The sequence below is a fragment of the Cobetia sp. BL01 genome, assembly GCF_056493605.1.
This window is the reverse complement of sequence record NZ_JBVBEE010000009.1, coordinates 71,718-88,434: the sequence shown is the minus strand read 5'-3', so window position 1 is coordinate 88,434 and position 16,717 is coordinate 71,718. Positions and strand designations below refer to the sequence as shown.

The 16,717-nt window shown below is 64.5% G+C and carries 15 protein-coding genes; 7 read left to right on the top strand and 8 right to left on the bottom strand.

Going from position 1 to position 16,717, the window contains the following annotated elements:
• Positions 1 to 230 precede the first annotated feature (230 nt).
• Positions 231 to 956, top strand: a complete 726-nt coding sequence (locus ACZYGA_RS14490) for a response regulator transcription factor (RefSeq protein WP_077380082.1) — start codon at positions 231 to 233, stop codon at positions 954 to 956.
• Between the two features lie 144 nt (positions 957 to 1,100).
• Here ACZYGA_RS14490 and aroE read toward each other — a convergent pair whose 3' ends face one another.
• The 3 genes from aroE to tsaC form a co-directional block, all read right to left on the bottom strand.
• Positions 1,101 to 1,934 carry a shikimate dehydrogenase gene (gene aroE / locus ACZYGA_RS14485; protein WP_103751502.1) on the bottom strand — a complete coding sequence of 278 codons (834 nt, stop codon included), beginning with the start codon at positions 1,932 to 1,934 and terminating at the stop codon, positions 1,101 to 1,103.
• Between the two features lie 45 nt (positions 1,935 to 1,979).
• A complete protein-coding gene (gene hemF, locus ACZYGA_RS14480; RefSeq protein ID WP_077380086.1) occupies positions 1,980 to 2,900 on the bottom strand; it encodes an oxygen-dependent coproporphyrinogen oxidase in 921 nt (306 codons plus the stop codon).
• A gap of 154 nt (positions 2,901 to 3,054) precedes the next feature.
• A complete protein-coding gene (gene tsaC / locus ACZYGA_RS14475) occupies positions 3,055 to 3,636 on the bottom strand; it encodes an L-threonylcarbamoyladenylate synthase type 1 TsaC (protein ID WP_077380089.1) in 582 nt (193 codons plus the stop codon).
• Positions 3,637 to 3,891: 255 nt separating this feature from the next.
• Between tsaC and ACZYGA_RS14470 the strand changes: the two genes are divergently transcribed.
• The gene (locus ACZYGA_RS14470; RefSeq protein WP_417285784.1) at positions 3,892 to 4,785 is read left to right on the top strand and encodes a 5'-nucleotidase, lipoprotein e(P4) family; all 894 of its coding nucleotides are present in this window, start codon (positions 3,892 to 3,894) and stop codon (positions 4,783 to 4,785) included.
• Between the two features lie 190 nt (positions 4,786 to 4,975).
• Here ACZYGA_RS14470 and dprA read toward each other — a convergent pair whose 3' ends face one another.
• Both dprA and ACZYGA_RS14460 read right to left on the bottom strand, forming a co-directional pair.
• Complete coding sequence (dprA, locus tag ACZYGA_RS14465; protein WP_417285783.1) at positions 4,976 to 6,235, bottom strand: DNA-processing protein DprA; 1,260 nt, start codon at positions 6,233 to 6,235, stop codon at positions 4,976 to 4,978.
• A 56-nt stretch (positions 6,236 to 6,291) separates the two neighbouring features.
• Entirely contained in the window at positions 6,292 to 7,344 is a 1,053-nt protein-coding gene (locus ACZYGA_RS14460; RefSeq protein ID WP_205632725.1) for a LysM peptidoglycan-binding domain-containing protein, read from the bottom strand.
• Positions 7,345 to 7,583: 239 nt separating this feature from the next.
• Between ACZYGA_RS14460 and def the strand changes: the two genes are divergently transcribed.
• The 5 genes from def (at position 7,584) to ACZYGA_RS14435 (ending at position 13,786) form a co-directional block, all read left to right on the top strand.
• Complete coding sequence (def, locus tag ACZYGA_RS14455; protein ID WP_077380095.1) at positions 7,584 to 8,093, top strand: peptide deformylase; 510 nt, start codon at positions 7,584 to 7,586, stop codon at positions 8,091 to 8,093.
• 175 nt (positions 8,094 to 8,268) lie between these two features.
• Positions 8,269 to 9,273, top strand: coding sequence for a methionyl-tRNA formyltransferase (gene fmt / locus ACZYGA_RS14450; RefSeq protein ID WP_077380097.1), 1,005 nt, complete (start codon positions 8,269 to 8,271; stop codon positions 9,271 to 9,273).
• Entirely contained in the window at positions 9,270 to 10,721 is a 1,452-nt protein-coding gene (rsmB, locus tag ACZYGA_RS14445; protein ID WP_417285782.1) for a 16S rRNA (cytosine(967)-C(5))-methyltransferase RsmB, read from the top strand. Before fmt ends, rsmB begins: the two co-directional genes overlap by 4 nt.
• Before the next feature lie 160 nt (positions 10,722 to 10,881).
• Complete coding sequence (trkA, locus tag ACZYGA_RS14440) at positions 10,882 to 12,255, top strand: Trk system potassium transporter TrkA (protein WP_077380101.1); 1,374 nt, start codon at positions 10,882 to 10,884, stop codon at positions 12,253 to 12,255.
• Between the two features lie 82 nt (positions 12,256 to 12,337).
• Positions 12,338 to 13,786 (top strand): TrkH family potassium uptake protein, encoded by a 1,449-nt coding sequence (locus ACZYGA_RS14435; RefSeq protein WP_077380103.1) that lies wholly within the window; start codon positions 12,338 to 12,340, stop codon positions 13,784 to 13,786.
• A 106-nt stretch (positions 13,787 to 13,892) separates the two neighbouring features.
• Here ACZYGA_RS14435 and ACZYGA_RS14430 read toward each other — a convergent pair whose 3' ends face one another.
• The 3 genes from ACZYGA_RS14430 to ACZYGA_RS14420 form a co-directional block, all read right to left on the bottom strand.
• Positions 13,893 to 14,765 carry a tRNA-uridine aminocarboxypropyltransferase gene (locus ACZYGA_RS14430; RefSeq protein ID WP_404983205.1) on the bottom strand — a complete coding sequence of 291 codons (873 nt, stop codon included), beginning with the start codon at positions 14,763 to 14,765 and terminating at the stop codon, positions 13,893 to 13,895.
• Between the two features lie 110 nt (positions 14,766 to 14,875).
• Positions 14,876 to 15,820, bottom strand: coding sequence for a bile acid:sodium symporter family protein (locus ACZYGA_RS14425; RefSeq protein WP_077380107.1), 945 nt, complete (start codon positions 15,818 to 15,820; stop codon positions 14,876 to 14,878).
• An 80-nt stretch (positions 15,821 to 15,900) separates the two neighbouring features.
• A complete protein-coding gene (locus ACZYGA_RS14420; RefSeq protein WP_404626625.1) occupies positions 15,901 to 16,650 on the bottom strand; it encodes an SIR2 family NAD-dependent protein deacylase in 750 nt (249 codons plus the stop codon).
• Positions 16,651 to 16,717 lie beyond the last annotated feature (67 nt).

Genomic DNA, 16,717 nt, shown 5'->3' with positions numbered 1-16,717 from the left:
GAGGGAGACTCCTGTTGATCATGGGTAGCCATTGATCACGGCCAGTGATTCACCGTCGCGAGGCATCATCGCCAATCACGAGCCACCATGAGCAGAGGTGCACGACAGCAAGAGAGCAGCTGGGAACGAGTATAAGCCGCCATCGTCGGGCCAAACGTGAACCATTGTGACGCGGTCTCACGCAAGGGGCGCGTAGACTGCTGGTCATACCCACGCAGGGAGGCAACGACATGCATATCGGCATTCTCGAAGATGACCATGATCAACGTGATTATCTGACCCTGTGTCTCGAGTCCCAGGGGCATGAAGTGGCAGGATTCGAACGCGCGAGCCAACTGTTGCGCGCATTGCGTGAACGCAGCTTCGATCTGCTGATCATCGACTGGCAGCTGCCGGATGCCTGCGGCATGGAACTGACGCGTACGCTGCGCAATGAACACGGCTGGCAGGGGTTGATCCTGTTCATCACCGCAAGCCAGGGAGAGGAGGATGTCGTGCATGCCTTGCAGCATGGTGCCGACGACTTCCTGAGCAAACCCATCAATCCCAGAGAGCTATCAGCCCGGGTGTCCGCGCTGGGACGACGCCTTGCCAACAGCAAGGCCAGCAATGGATCGCAGGAAGTGGAAGCGCTTCCCGGCCAGTACCGGATCGAACAGGATGAGCACACCATCTGGTGCGGCGAACATCCCGTCAATCTGACGCAGCGCGAATACCGGCTTGCCGTGCTGCTGTTGCGTCATGTTGGAGAGCTGTTCTCGCGGGCTTACCTGCTCGAGATGGTCTGGGGGATCAATGGCGACATCTCCACCCGCACCGTCGACACCCATATCAGTCGCCTGCGCCGCAAGCTGGAACTCGACGGTCGGCGTGGCCTGCGCCTGAAGAGCGTGTATCAACATGGCTATCGTCTGGAAACCTGCACGCCATCGGCGCTGTCCGCTGCCAGCGCTTGAGAATCGTACCCACCTCCTCGGTATCCACTTCCTTCTCTGCCCCGCAACGCAAGGAGCCGGCACGTCGTTGAACGAAGTGCCGGCTCCTGCATGCATCCCGGCCACCCGGGCTGCAGTCACTGACTGACCTGCCTCAGCGACCTATCAGCCGCTGACCAGCATCTTGCGCAGCATGTCCGCCACGGGTGCCGTATCCGGGCGCTTGTGGCGCCACAGGAAGTAGGACTCGGCCGCCTGCTCCACCAGCATGCCGAGACCATCCTCGCCCCGCGCCCCCTGCTCGCTGGCCCAGCGCATGAAGACGGTCGGCTCGGCGGCATACATCATGTCGTAGGCCAGTGCCTGCGATGAGAACAACGAGTCCGGCAACGGCGGCAACTCACCGCCCAGCGATGCGCTGGTGCCATTGATGACCAGGTCGAACTGACCCTCGATGGCCTCGTAGCTGCCACCGGAGAGCTGACAGCCATCTCCCGCCAGATCCGCGAAGTCCTCGGCCAGCGCGCTGGCCTTGGCAGCGGTGCGATTGGCGATCACCAGTGCCGCAGGCTGCTTGGCCAACAGAGGCTCCAGCACGCCACGCACGGCGCCGCCAGCGCCAAGAATCAGGATACGCGCGTCCGTGAGCGGGGCCTCGAGACGCTCGAGGTCACGGGTCAGCCCGACGCCATCGGTGGTATCGCCATACAGCTGGCCATTCTTGCCCAGCAGCAGAGTATTCACGGCACCGGCGCGACGAGCGCGCGGACTCAATACCTCGACCAGCCGATAGGCCTGCTCCTTGAAGGGCATGGTGACATTCGCCCCCTGCCCGCCTTCAGCGACGAACTCGGCCCAGCCAGCCGCGAAGTCATCCACCGGCGCCAGTCGCGCCTCGTAGCTCAGGGAGTCCTTGAGCTGCTCAGCGAAGGCACGATGAATCAGCGGGGATTTCGAGTGGGCAATCGGATTGCCGAATACAGCGTAGCGGGACATCAGGACTCCGGTGACAATCACAGTGAAACATCAGGGCCAATGACGCGATCAGGCCTCTTCGCCCAGCCAGTCGCGGGCATGCAGGAAGTCACGATAGAGCGCGGCTTCGGGACTGCCTTCCTCGGGCTGGTAACCATACTCCCAGTGGACCACCGGCGGCATCGACATCAGGATGGACTCGGTGCGTCCGCCGCTCTGCAGGCCGAACAGGGTGCCACGGTCCCAGACCAGATTGAATTCCACGTACCGGCCGCGACGATAGAGCTGGAAGTTGCGTTCACGCTCGCCATGGGCCGTATCACGACGGCGCTCGACGATGGGCAGATAGGCATCGAGGAAGCTGTCTCCTACTGACTGCTGGAAGGCGAAGCAACGCTCGAAACCCCACTCGTTGAGATCATCGAAGAACAGGCCGCCGATGCCACGCGTCTCACCGCGATGCTTGAGATAGAAATACTCGTCACACCAGGCCTTGTAGCGAGGATAGACATCGCTGCCGAAGGCGATGCAGGCATCGTGCGCGGTCTGGTGCCAATGACGGGCATCTTCCAGCACCGGATAGAACGGCGTCAGGTCGTAACCGCCTCCGAACCACCAGACCGGCTCCTCGCCTTCCTTCTCGGCGATGAAGAAGCGCACGTTGCCATGACTGGTCGGGACATGCGGATTATGGGGATGCAACACCCAGCTGACCCCCACCGCGTGGAAACTGCGGCCCGCCAGCTCAGGGCGAACGGCAGTCGCCGAGGCCGGCAGCTCATGACCGAAGACATGCGAGAAATTGACGCCGCCCTTCTCGAAGACACCGCCATTCTCGATGACTCGTGAGCGGCCGCCACCACCTTCGGCACGCTCCCAGCTGTCTTCTCGAAAGTCAGCCTTGCCATCGCAGGCTTGCAATGCATCACACAGGCGGTCCTGCAGGTCGAGCAGGTAGACCTTCACGTCTTCAAGATTGGCGTGTGCCACGATGCCTCCGATGAATCGAAAAATGAAAGATGTCAAAGCGACGATAACGTCGCTGCGCTTGCCGAGGAAAACGAAAGCGCCAGCATACCCCTCCCGCGCGGGCCGGGCAGACGAACTCGACTGCGCGCCTGACCTGCATCAAGAAAGCGAACGCTCAGGCCCGCAGGACCTCGCCGGTCACCAGATCACGAATGGTACTGGGGCGAGGATTGCCGCCCAGCGGCCCCGTCAGAATCACGTCATCCGCCAGCGCCTCACCGAAGGCAGCCTGCACTTCGGCAGCCGTCATCGCCGGAGCGTCTCCCGCACGATTGGCCGAGGTGGATACCAGCGGGCCATCCAGCGCCGCACACAGCGCCTGGACCAGAGGATGATCACTGACACGTACCGCCAGACTCACGTGCTCTCCCTTGAGCAGCGGATGGGCGCGACCATTGTCAGGCACCAGCCAGGTGAAGGGGCCGGGCCAGCTGGCCATCAACCGTTCACGTTGCTGCTCGGAGATCCCTTCAAGCCAGGGCTCGATCTGCGTCACGTCGCCGGCGATCAGGATCAGTCCCTTGGACGGATCGCGCTCCTTGAGCCGGATCAGGCGCGACAGCGCCTCGCCATCGTCGGGGTCACACCCCAACCCCCACACGGCCTCGGTGGGATAGGCGACGATGCCGCCACCACGCACATGCTCGGCAGCCGCCGCTACCGCGGAAAGATCGAACGAAACAGCACTGGCATTCATGATCCGCACGGACTCCTGGAAATGGACACTGGCAGAGGGGATACGGCGAGGCGGCTTGCCTGCCGCCGCATCGACAGTCGGCGGATTCTACCACGCCACTCAGCGCGAGGCCGACGCAACGCTGAGTCGCGCAGGCATGACTTATGATGGCACCGACATCACGTCATCATCCCGCAATCGCATCATCCCTGGATCACGATGACCGCAGGTCACCACGAATCCACCCTCTCCTCCCGAACAAGGAAACCCTGCCTCATGCGCCGTCTTGCGACCCTCGGTACGTCTGCCGCCCTCCTGTTGACGATGGCCGGCTGTGCCAGCTCTGGAGCCCCGACAGTGGAACAGACGCCTTCCCTGAATTCCACCGAAGGTGGGGCCCCCGCCGCCGCCCAGGCCGCTCCACTCAGCGACCAGGCCATGCTGGCGACCCTCTGGATACAACGCAGCGCTGAATTCCATGGTCTGTCGCTGCAGGCCTTCAATGTGGCGCACGATCGCCTGAATCTGGCACTCGCGCGTCGCAGTGCCGAGGACAAGCCACTCGCGGTGGTCGTGGATGTCGATGATACCGTGCTCGACACCACCAGCTATGGTGGCTGGGCGCTGCGCGAAGGCCGTACCTACGACAGCCAGAGCTGGGCGGACTGGGTAGACGACGCCGTCTCCACCGCCTCCCCGGGCGCCGTCGACTTCCTCAACTACGCCCACGACAGCGGTGTCGATGTCTACTACATCACCAATCGCAAGGCGGTCGGCAAGCAGGCCACCATCGACAATCTCGCCGCACTGGGCTTCCCGCAGGCGAATGCCGAGCACGTGATGCCGCGTACCGACAGCTCCGACAAGACCGCACGCCGCGCCAGCGTCATGGCCGAGCACGACATCGTCATCCTGATGGGTGACAACCTGGGGGACTTCGACCAGGCCTTCCAGCAAGCCACCAGCGCGGCACGCCACGCGGAAGTCGAGAAGCAGGCCGGTGAATTCGGACGCCGCTTCATCATGCTGCCCAACCCGACCTACGGCGAATGGGAAGGTGTCGTCTATGACGGCAACTGGGGAGCAAGCGATGCAGAGAAGCGTGTCATGCGCGAGGCGGCACTGAATGCCTGGCAACCCGAGAGCGGCAGCGTCAGCCAAGGCAAGTGAGTTCACGTTGCCGGCCATGCATGGCCGGCAACACCCTCAGGCGAGCGTGACTCGCCTGAGGGTTGCAGAAAACAGGAACGCCCTTCAGATGCCGCCGAGGCAGCGCTGAAGGGCGTTTTGATGTCTAGAGACGGCTCGCTGCGCAAGCTTGCGTGAAACACGACGGGCCATGACGGGATGTCTGAACGGCTTACAGGCGTTTCCAGCCTCCCGGCGCCTGCACCACACGCCCTTCCAGCTCCAGCTCCAGAAGCTGCATGCTCAGGACACTCACATGCGTGCCCGAGAGCTCCACCAGTTGATCCAGTGCCAGTGGCATCGCACTCAGATAACACAGCGGGGCAGGCACAGGTGACGTCTCCGCGACAGGCCTGTCCCCCTCCAGCAGCGGCAGATTCTCGGGTAGCGCATTGCCGCGCGCCCCCGTCGGCACGGAACGGGAGGAGGAGACGCGAGGCATGGATGGCGAGTCAACGACACCTCGAGGGCTGGCCAAGGGGCGACGCTGCTCCGTCGGCATCAGATGGCTCAGCTCGGCGAGCATGTCATCGACATCACGCACCAAGGTAGCCCCCTGACGGATCAGCTCCAGACATCCGCTGGAGGCGATGTCATCGATCCGCCCGGGCAATGCGAAGACCTCGCGGTTCTGCTCCATCGCCAGACGTGCACTGACCAACGAGCCACTGCGCAGCGTGGCCTCCACCACCAGCACGCCATGCGAGAGGCCGGTGATCAGACGATTGCGACGCGGGAAATGACGGGCATGCGCCCCGGTACCAGGCGGATGCTCCGACAGCAGCAGGCCTCCGCTCTCCAGCAGCCGGAGCCGCAACTGATGGTGCTGGGCAGGATAGGTCACGTCGACGCCACACCCGAGCACGGCGAGAGTCGAGGGTGGCGCGGGATAGGCATCGGCTTCCAGGCGCAGCGCAGCATTCAAGGCCCCCTGATGCGCTGCGGCATCGATGCCCAGCGCCAGGCCACTGGCAACGCTCCAGCCCCGGGAGACCAGCTCGGCGGCCAGGTCATGCGCATGCGTCATGCCAGCGGGGCTCGCCTTGCGGGCACCGACGATGGCCAGCATGGGCTGCTCGAGCAGGGAGCGCCTGCCCAGGGCCCACAGCGCGATGGGCGGATCTGGCAACAGCGCCAGCATGGCAGGCCAGTCGGCATCGGCGGGGGTCAGCAGATGACGCCCCTGCTCTGGCGCATGCCAGGCAAGATCCGTCATCACCTGCTGATGAAGCGGTGAAGATGCGGGTCGCTCACACCACAGCCGCACAGGCGCGGCAAGGCGCGACGGCAGTGCCGCCAGCCACCCCTGTGGCCAGTCAGCTCGTTCAAGCAGCTTGGCCACGGTGTGCGTACCGATACCCGGAAGACGCGCCAGAAAGACGAAATCCGCCCGCGAGGGGCGGCGCTGCTCGACATCACCATCGATCGACACGCCACACCTCCCGAGCGGATGCTCACAGTTGCGGATCAAATACCGGGCATGTCTGCTCAGCCATGCGGCTCCAGCAGCTTGTCTCCGACACTCAGCGGGCGCTCCGCCTTCATCACCAGGGCATAGCTGACCTTGTCATAGATACGGAAGACCATGAGCAGGCCGCCCTCTTCACCCGGCAGAGTGATCGGCTCCCCTGTCTTGGGGTCGGTGATCGTCTCGCCCTGACGCTCGACACCGAACACGAAGCCCGGCTCCACGCCATCCCGGCTCCCGCGGTTGAGCGCCACGATGTCATTGCGACCGATATTGCGCAGTCCGTCCGGTGCCGCGAGGATCTCGCCGCCCGACACCTCGACGGGAGGCTGTGGCTGGAAGCTGGTGCTGATGGCCCCGCCATCGGCCGGCAACAGCAGATCACCGTTGAGAATCTCGCGATTGGCCGAGACCACATGCATCACGCCGATGTCGCCCTCGCGACGCTCCAGCTGGACATCCCCGATACTGATCATCTCCAGGCCCAGGAATTCCTGGGTGACAGGGTCCAGGTAACGCTGCCCCGTCCGGTAGATGCTGAAGGTGTCATAGGCCGGCCACTGACCACGCGCATAGACGGTATCCCCGGCACCACTGATCAGACGCGTGTCGTCACCGGCCACCACGTAGGGCGCATTCTCGAGCAGACCAGGATCGACCACGCGGTGGTCCTTGAGGAAGGCGGAGATCTTCTCGAGCGGGATCGGTGGCACGGCCTCGCGCTTGGGAATCTTGCGAATCTTGGGCGAGAGCTTGACCACGCCGCCCTGGCCACGCTCCAGGCGCAGACGAGGCTCGCCGTTCTCGTAATAGAGCGAGATGCGATCTCCCGGATAGATCAGGTGTGGATTCTTGATCTGCGGATTGGCACGCCAGACTTCCGGCCACAGCCAGGGCTCACGCAGAAAGCGTCCCGAGATGTCCCACAGCGTGTCGCCGCGCACCACCACATAGGTGGAGGGTACGTCATCACGTACGGTTGCCGCCTGCGCCAGCGACGTCCCTGCGCTTGCCCCCAGCGTCGCCATGCCAAGGAGTGCCGTGAACACGGCGTTGCCGACCAGTCGTTTCATGCCCATTCCTGCGTCCCTTGCGTTGATGCCACCTGTTGTTGTCGGTGGTGATGGCCTGTCTCAAACCCGCGCCGAGCGCGTGCCGCCCAGCCTTGCCCCTGCCTGACGGAACTCGCGATCAATCATGACTATTGCCGCGATAGTAGCAGCATTGAAGGCCATCGGTTCCGTTCCTCGGCTGTGCACACTACAATATCAGGCAAATCTCCACTGACAGCACAACGGTAATTACACCAGTCATGGCCAAGCGCGAAATTCTTGAATTCCCCGATGAGCGTCTGCGCAATGTTGCCGCCCCGATCGACACCTTCGACGCGGAACTGCAGACCCTGATCGACGACATGATCGAGACCATGTATGACGCGCGTGGCATTGGCCTCGCCGCTACCCAGGTCGACGTGCATCGTCGTCTGATCGTCATCGACGTCAGCGAAGATCAATCCCAGCCCTTGGTATTGGTCAATCCCGAATACACGCCCATCGGCGAAGCGCAGGAGCCGATGCAGGAAGGCTGCCTGTCGATCCCGGAATACTACGCCGAAGTGCCGCGCTATCTGAAAGTACGGCTCAACGCTCAGGATCGCAACGGTGAGGCCTACGAACTCGAGGCCGAAGGCCTGCTGGCACATTGCATCCAGCACGAGAACGACCACCTCGAAGGCAAGCTGTTCGTCGACTACCTCTCCCCGCTCAAGCGTGATCGGGTGATGAAGAAGATGCAGAAGCGCCACAAGCTGCAGGAAGCGTGATCCGCGCGCCGGAGGGGACTCCGGTGCGCCATGTCACATCGCAGGGAGGCCGGAGGATTTCCTCTGGCCTCCCTGCTTGTTGATGAGTGATTCACCGGCACCGCCTGAATCCCTCCTTTACCGTCAGCACCTTGAGCCTGGCCCTCGGCCGCGCTCCCCACATGAGAGCTCTTGCATGTCGAAAGCCCTGCGCATCGCCTTTGCCGGCACCCCCGATTTCGCCGCCGAATGTCTCGCCGCGCTGCTCGAAAGCCGCCATGAGATCGTCAGTGTCCATACCCAGCCTGACCGCCCTTCCGGGCGCGGCCGCAAGCTGACCCCCGGCCCCGTCAAGCAGCTGGCACTCCAGCACGACCTTCCCGTCCATCAGCCGCTCAACTTCAAGGACGAGGCCGATCGCCAGATCCTGCGCGATCTCGAGGCCGACATCATGGTGGTGGTGGCCTACGGGCTGATCCTGCCGCAGGCCGTGCTCGACATCCCGCGCCTCGGTTGCCTGAACATCCATGCCTCCCTGCTGCCACGCTGGCGCGGTGCCGCGCCGATCCAGCGCGCCATCGAGGCTGGCGACAGCGAATCCGGTGTCACCATCATGCAGATGGATGCCGGCCTGGACACCGGCGACATGCTGCTGATCCGTCGCACCCCGATCACCGCCAGCACCACTGGCGGCGAGCTGCATGATGCCCTGGCGGCACAGGGCGGCGAGGCCATCGTCACGGCCCTCGACGCCATCGCCGATGGCGATCTTCCGGCGACCCGACAGCCCGAGGAAGGTGTCACCTACGCCGCCAAGCTCTCCAAGGCCGAGGCGGAACTCGACTTCACCCGTCCCGCCGCCGAGCTGGACGCGCGCATTCGCGCCTTCAACCCGTGGCCGGTGGCCTGGACACGCCTGGACGGCGAGCCGCTACGCCTGTGGATGTCGCGCACGGGCGAGCAGCGCCTCGCAGACTTCGTGTCACCCGGCACTCTGCTGGCGCCCGGCAATGATTGCCTGCGCATCGCTTGCGGTGATGGCCATCAGGTGCTGGAGATCACCCGTGCCCAGCTGCCCGGTGCCAAGCCGCTGTCCGTCAAGGACCTGCTCAACTCACGTGCCGCGCGCTTCCCCGAGGGCCTTGTCCTCGGCGCCGACCACGCCCCTGATTCCGATTCACAGACCGAGACTTCCGCATGAGCCAGTCAGACAACCCGTCCTCCAAGGGCAACGGCAAGAAGCGCAACTCCCTGCCGCCGGCCCGCAGCAAGGGCGGTGGTTCGAAGCACGGTGGTGCACGTCGCAAGCCTGACAATGCCCCGGCCTCACCGGGCGCTGCCGTCCGGGTTGCCGCTGCGCGCACCCTGGCGCCGGTACTGGCGGCAAAGACCTCTCTGAATCTGGACGGCCTGCCGTCTGGCGTCGCCGGGCGTGACCAGGGCCTCTACAAGGCACTGTGCTTCGGTGTCTGCCGCCAGCTGCCGCGTCTGGACGCACTCGCGGACAAGCTTTTGAAATCGTCCTTCAAGGCGCAGGACCAGGATATCCACGCCCTGCTGCTGCTCGGCCTCTATCAGCTGCTGTACATGCGCATCGCGCCACATGCGGCCGTCGGTGAGACCGCTGGCGCCGCACGCGGCCTGGGCAAGGGCTGGGCGACGGGCGTGCTCAATGCCTGCCTGCGTCGTTTCCAGCGTGAGCAGGAAGCACTGGAAGCCGAGGTCGACAAGGACCCCGCCGTGGCGCTTTCCCACCCGCAGTGGCTGCTGGACACCTTCCAGCGCAACTGGCCGGACGACTGGGAGGCCATCGCCGCCGCCAACAACGCCCAGGCCCCGATGACATTGCGCGTCAATGTCGCCGCCATCAGCCGCGAGGACTACCTCGCCCAGCTGGCCGACGCCGAGATCGACGCCGTGGCCTGCCCCTTCGCCGAGCACGGCATCACCCTGGCCAGCGCCTGCGACGTCAGTGCCCTGCCGGGCTTCGAGGAAGGCCTGGTCAGCGTGCAGGATGAGGCCGCCCAACTGGCCGGTCAGCTGCTGGCCCCCGCCGTGACGGCCATCAACCCCGAAGGGGAAGGCGTGCGCCTGCTGGATGCCTGCACCGCGCCGGGCGGCAAGCTGGCGGACATGCTCGAGCGCTTCCCCGCGCTGGACGCCACTGCCATCGACATCGACGGCGAGCGTCTCGAACGCGTGGAAGAGACACTGGAGCGTTTGGAACTGGGCGCCGGCGTCGTGTGCGCCGATGCCAGCGAGCGCGACTGGTGGGACGGCGAAGCCTTCGATGTCATCCTGCTCGACGCGCCCTGCTCCGGCAGTGGCGTCATCCGCCGTCACCCGGACATCAAGCTGCTGCGTCGCCCGAACGACATCGGGGACCTGGCGCGCCTGCAGGGCAAGCTGCTGGAGAACCTGTGGGGCATGCTCAAGCCCGGCGGCACCCTGGTCTACGGCACCTGCTCCATCATCACCCAGGAGAACGCCCGGGTGATGGATCGCTTCCTGGCCGCCACGCCGGATGCCAAGGCCGAGACCATCAAGGCCGACTGGGGCCGCGTCTCCGGTGCCGGTCGTCAGATGCTGCCGCAGGTCAATGGCCACGATGGCTTCTATCTGGCGCACATCACCAAGGCCGGCGCCTGACGCTCGGCAGGATCACCGGACAGGCGTACCGCATCCCGGCTTGCGAGATGATGCGCCTGGCACATCAGGACAGCCGTGCCCCGACTCCCGGGGCACGGCTGTCTTCCGTCATGGCACTGGTTTATCCTGTGCCGACTGAGCAACAGCGGACGAGCCGGACATGAAAATCATCATTCTGGGTGCAGGTCAGGTCGGCGGCACACTCGCCGAACACCTGGCCCATGAAGAAAATGACATCACGGTCGTGGACACCGACACCGAGCGGCTGCGCGAGCTGCACAACCGTCTCGATATCCGCACCGTCACCGGCGCGGCCAGCTATCCCCAGGTGCTGCGTCAGGCCGGCGGCGAAGATGCCGACATGCTGATCGCGGTGACCAATTCTGACGAGGTCAACATGATTGCCTGTCAGATCGCCCACAGCCTGTTCCATACCCCGACCAAGATCGCGCGGGTGCGCTCCACCGCCTATCTGACCCGCAAGGGCCTGTTCTCCCACGATGCCATCCCGGTGGACGTGCTGATCAGCCCCGAGCAGGTGGTGACGGATCACATCCGCCGCCTGATCGAGTATCCCGGTGCCCTGCAGGTGCTGGACTTCGCCAATGGTGTCGCTCAGCTGGTGGCGGTAAAGGCCTACTATGGCGGTCCGCTGGTCGGTCAGGAACTCGGTTTCCTGCGTCGTCACATGCCCAACGTGGATACTCGCGTGGCAGCCATCTACCGGCGCAATCGTCCGATCATCCCGCGTGGCGATACCGTGATCGAGGCCGATGACGAGGTGTTCTTCATCGCGGCGCGCAAGGATATCCGCACCGTGATGGGCGAACTGCGCCGCGTGGACCGCAACTTCCGTCGCGTGGTGATCGCCGGTGGCGGCCACATCGGTGAGCGCCTGGCCGAGACGCTCGAGCACACCCATCAGGTCAAGATCATCGAGCACTCGCTGGCCCGTTGCACCGACCTGTCCGAGCGCCTCGACCGCACCGTGGTCCTGCACGGCAGCGCCACCTCCAAGCGCCTGCTGCTGGAGGAGAACATCGAGGACTGCGACATCTTCTGCGCGCTGACCAACGATGACGAGGTCAACATCATGTCCTCGATGCTGGCCAAGCGACTCGGCGCCAAGAAGGTACTGACGCTGATCAACAACGCGGCCTACGTGGACCTGGTGCAAGGTGGCGAGATCGATATCGCCATCTCGCCGCAGCAGGCCACCATCGGCGGTCTGCTGACGCATGTGCGCAAGGGCGACATCGTCAACGTGCACTCTCTCAGGCGCGGCGCGGCAGAAGCCATCGAGGCCATCGCCCACGGCGATGAGCGCTCCTCCAAGGTGGTGGGCCGGCGCATCGAGGACATCAATCTGCCCGAGGGTGCCACCATCGGTGCCGTGGTGCGTGGCAAGGAAGTGCTGGTCGCGCATCACGATCTGGTGGTGGAATCCAACGACCACGTCATCCTGTTCGTGGTCGACAAGCGCCGTATCCGGGAAGTCGAGCGCCTGTTCCAGGTCGGGCTGACCTTCTTCTGATGATGGCCGCCACGATGTCTCTCGCAAGCCGGGCTCGCTGCATGGGCCGCCACATTCGCGTCATGATGCGTGGGGGTCGTGCATGAGCCTGCGCGTCATCTATCGCATCCTCGGCATTCTGCTGATGCTGTTCAGCCTGACGCTGGTCCCGCCGATGCTCATCTCGCTGGCCTTCGAGGACCATACCCTCAGCGCCTTTGCCATCGCCCTCGGCATCACCCTGCTGACCGGCTTCGCGCTGTTCTATCCCAACCGGCATGCCCGCAAGGAGTTGCGCAACCGCGATGGCTTCTTGATCACGGTACTGTTCTGGACGGTGCTGGGTGCCTTCGGGTCGCTGCCCTTCCTGCTCGCCGAAGACCCGAACCTGTCGATCATCGACGCCATGTTCGAGTCGTTCTCGGGACTTACCACCACCGGGGCGACGGTGATGACGGGGCTCGATCTGCTGCCCCACTCCATCCTCTACTATCGCCAGCAGCTGCAGTGGCTGGGCGGCATGGGGATCGTGGTACTGGCGGTGGCGATCCTGCCGACTCTCGGTATCGGCGGCATGCAGCTCTATCGCACCGAGATCCCCGGGCCGCTGAAGGACTCCAAGCTGACGCCGCGCATCACCGAGACGGCCAAGGCGCTCTGGTACATCTACGCCGCCCTGACCCTGGTGTGCTTCGCCAGCTACTGGGCCGCCGGCATGAGCTGGTTCGATGCCCTCGGCCACAGCTTCTCCACCGTCGCGGTGGGCGGCTTCTCGACCCACGATGCCAGCATCGGCTACTTCGATTCCGCCACCATCGAGATGATCTGCGTGTTCTTCATGGTGGTGTCCTCGATCAGTTTCGGCCTGCACTTCGCCGCCTGGCGCGAGGGGCGGATCAGTCATTATCTGCGCGATCCCGAGACCCGCTTCTTCCTGATCCTGCTGCTGATCCTGACCTGCGTGACCATCGCCGGCCTGCTGCTCACCGGCAGCTACGATGACAGCAAGGCGCTGCGCCATGGCCTGTTCGAGGCCGTCTCGGTGGCCACCACCACCGGCTTCGGCGTCGCCGACTTCACCGGCTGGCCGGGCGTATTGCCGATGATGCTGTTCATCGCCGCCTTCATCGGCGCGTGCTCCGGGTCCGCCGGCGGCGGCATGAAGGTCATCCGTATCCTGCTGATTCTCAAGCAGGGCGTGCGTGAGGTGCATCGTCTGATCCACCCCAACGCCATCCTCTCGGTCAAGGTGGGCAAGATGCGCATCTCCGAAGGGGTCGCGGAGGCAGTGTGGGGCTTCTTCTCCGTCTACCTGCTACTGTTCGTGCTGATGATGCTGGGCATGCTGGCCACCGGACTGGATCAGGTCACGGCCTGGTCGGCGGTCGGCTCTGCGCTCAACAACCTGGGGCCGGGACTCGGTGAGGTCGCGACCCACTACGGCGATATCCCGGGGGCGGCCAAGGGCATCCTGATTCTGGCGATGCTGCTGGGACGCCTGGAGATCTTCACGGTTCTGGTTCTGTTCACGCCGGCCTTCTGGCGACGCTGAGTCCTGCCCGTCGAGCAGGCGGAGCGGACAAGCTCCTGCCCGCCCCTCAACGCGAACGCCCCCGCCGGATGGCTCCGACGGGGGCGTTCTCGCTTCTGTGTCACGGCTATTCGCCGGCATTGGCCTCACGGCGAGCCAACAGCCGACGCATCGGTGCGGTCGGCTCCAGCACATAGTGAATCCGGCTGGCGCGATAGCAGTCGTTGAAGGCGTCGAAGTAATCATCCAGCACATTGGCCGCCTCCTCCTCCCCCGCCTGACGCAGCAGCTCCGCCGCCACCTCCGCCGTGCACAGATGTGACTGGGACGCCGGCTTGCGCAGGTGATAGCGCGTCAGACGCGTGGTGTGCAGCGGCAGCACCGGCAGACCGTCCAGATAAGGGCTCTTGCGGAAGATGCGACGCGCCTGACGCCAGGTCCCGTCCAGCAGGATGAAGACCGGAATGCGCTCCTCGCCACTGGCGGTATGCGTCGCCACTTCGGGCCCGACACCGGCGATGGCGTTCACGTCGACCACGCGATCAGCGTAGTCCGGCTGATCGTCCGGGAAGATGATGAACGGCTGATAGCGCTCATCTTCCAGCAGCGCCAGCAGGCGGGGGTCCGGCTCGACACGATACCAGCTGAAGACCTCGGTGCCCGCCAGCACATCCGCGATCAGGCGCCCGGTATTGGTGGGCTTGTAGTGCTCCAGTGGGTGGGTGATCAACCAGAACGTGATCCGTGACTGCGCGCTGACCTGATACGGGCACAGGCAGTTGAGCCTGGGCAGACGGCAGGCCTCGCAACGGATCACCTGGCTGCCACGCGCCTTGAATTCCCGTCGCGGGTGGCGTCCGTGCCACTCATCCGGCTCGCCACTGGGAAGCGTCGTGATACCGCTGGCCTCGCCCGGCTCGGTCGACTCCGGGGCGGAGGAAGCGGCTTGATCAACGCTGGCGGGATGACCAGCGGCCGGCGTAAGACGGGAATCACACATGATGGGTGGTCAGTACCAAAGAAAAAGGGACGCGCATTCTAGCATGCGTGTCCCTTTCTCATGTTGCCGTCTCGTGTCGCCAAGCGTGGTTCACTCAGCGAGTGTCGCGGCTATACCTCGTAGCGGTGCTTGCCGCCGGTCACGAACTTCGGCGGCCGACGCTTCCAGTAACCGGCCAGCAACGAGCCGGAGACGTTGTGCCAGATGGAGAAGATCGCTCCCGGCAACGCCGCCGTGGCGGAGAAGAACTGGCTGGCCAGTGACGCCGCCAGTCCGGAGTTCTGCATGCCGACCTCGATGGCGATGGTGCGCGAGGTACGCTCATCCAGTCCGAACAGGCGCGACAGGCCATAGCCGGCGCTCAGGCCGATGGCGTTGTGCGCCACGACGGCCAATGCCACCAGCGGGCCCAGCGTGGCCAGGCGACCGACATTGAGCGACACCACGATGGCGATGATCAGCACGATCGCCAGCATGGCCAGACTCGCCAGCGCCGATTCCCACTCGCGGATGGCGTCACGCGCGAAGTGATGCACGATGACACCCAGTACGATGGGCGCCACCACCAGCTTGGCGATGCTCAGCAGCATGCCGCTCACCGGCACGTCGATGTCCGTCCCCAGCAGCCACCAGGTCAACAGCGGCGTCATCACGATGGAGAGCAGTGTCGAGGCCATGGTCATCGAGACGGACAGGGCCACGTGACCACCGGCGAGCCAGGTCATCACGTTGGAGGAGGTTCCTCCTGCAGTGGCCCCCACCAGCACCATGCCGACCGTCAACGCGGGGTCCAGCCCCAGCAGCCGCGCGATCAGGAAGGCAGCCAGCGGCATCACGCTGTATTGCAGCAGCAGGCCCAGCGCGATGGGCCCCGGGCGACGTGCGACACGCATGAAATCCTCACGCGACAGCGTCAGTCCCATGGCGAACATGATCAGGGCCAGCAGCGGCTGGATGACATCCTTGAGGGCCACGAAAGGCGCCGGCGCCAGCACGGCGAGGCCGGCGAACAACAGGGCCCACAGCGGGAAGAAACGATTCAGCGTCTCAAACATGCTTTCAATTTCCGGTCACCGAAGGTTGCTTGCCTCCGGGATTGCTGGCCCACCGCCCATGGCAGGCCTGAAGCCGCGCATCATAACGTATCAGGCAGGCCCAGGTGTCCCTGATACAACCAATGGCGCACAAGACGTGGCACTGCCTGCCCGGCGCTTTCCGCCAGGGGATGCACGCCGGGCTCCGCCAGCTCATGGGCATTCGGGTCCACCAGCACGATGGGGGCATCCAACGGTGCCGCTGCATAGAGATTCGAGGCCGGCATCACCTTGAGCGAGGTCCCCACGATCAGCAGCAGATCCGCTTCCGCCGCGATGCCTTCGGCGACGCCGTAAAGTGGCACTGTCTCACCGAACCACACCACGTCCGGGCGCAACTGACTGCCCTTGTCACACAGGTCTCCCAGCCGAATGCCACCGCGCGGCAGCGGGTAGCGCAAGCCGTGGTCGACGCTCGAGCGTGCCTTGAGAATCTCGCCATGCAGATGCATGACCTCGCGCGAGCCGGCGCGCTCGTGCAGATCATCGATATTCTGGGTAATCACCGAGACACGAAAACCGGCCTGTTCAAGTTCTGCCAGTGCCTTGTGCGCCGCGTTGGGCCTGGCCCGCCGGACCTGGGCACGGCGATCATCATAGAAGCGCAGCACCTTCTGCGGATCACGCCGAAATGCCTGCGGAGTGGCGATCTCCTCCAGACGGTGCTCTTCCCACAGGCCATCTTCCGCACGGAAGGTGCGCAGACCGCTTTCCGCGCTGATGCCTGCGCCACTGAGCACGACCAGATGCCGACCATGGCGCGCGCCAGGATCCCTGAAACCTTCACTCATCCAACACTCTCTCTCGCTGTGAACTTGATCGTGACGTCCCATTGCCGAGCCTGGGGGCGCTTCCTGT